Here is a 224-nt window from a genome sequence, read left to right as displayed (position 1 = left end):
GGAGTTCCCGGCCAAGGTAACCCGCCCCGCCTATTCGGTGCTTGATAAGGGGAAGATACAGCGTGCGCTGGGGATTACGCTCCCGCCCTGGGAAAAGAGCCTCGGGGAGTATATAAAAACATGCGTGCACTGAAGAATATATTGGTTTCAGGGGGCGCGGGGTTTATCGGGTGTAACTTTATCCGGTTTCTCTTAGAAAAAGCGCCTGGGTTTACTGGGCGGAT

Annotated in this window: 1 protein-coding gene; it reads left to right on the top strand. The window is 54.0% G+C overall.

Features of this window, described 5'->3' with window-relative positions; all coding sequences use genetic code 11:
- Positions 1-37 precede the first annotated feature (37 nt).
- On the top strand, positions 38-133 hold the full coding sequence (locus TPRIMZ1_RS21185; RefSeq protein WP_232616857.1) for a hypothetical protein: 96 nt from the start codon (positions 38-40) through the stop codon (positions 131-133).
- Positions 134-224 lie beyond the last annotated feature (91 nt).

The organism is Treponema primitia ZAS-1 (assembly GCF_000297095.1).
Classification (GTDB): domain Bacteria; phylum Spirochaetota; class Spirochaetia; order Treponematales; family Breznakiellaceae; genus Termitinema; species Termitinema primitia_A.
This window is presented reverse-complemented; position numbering and strand designations above follow the sequence as displayed.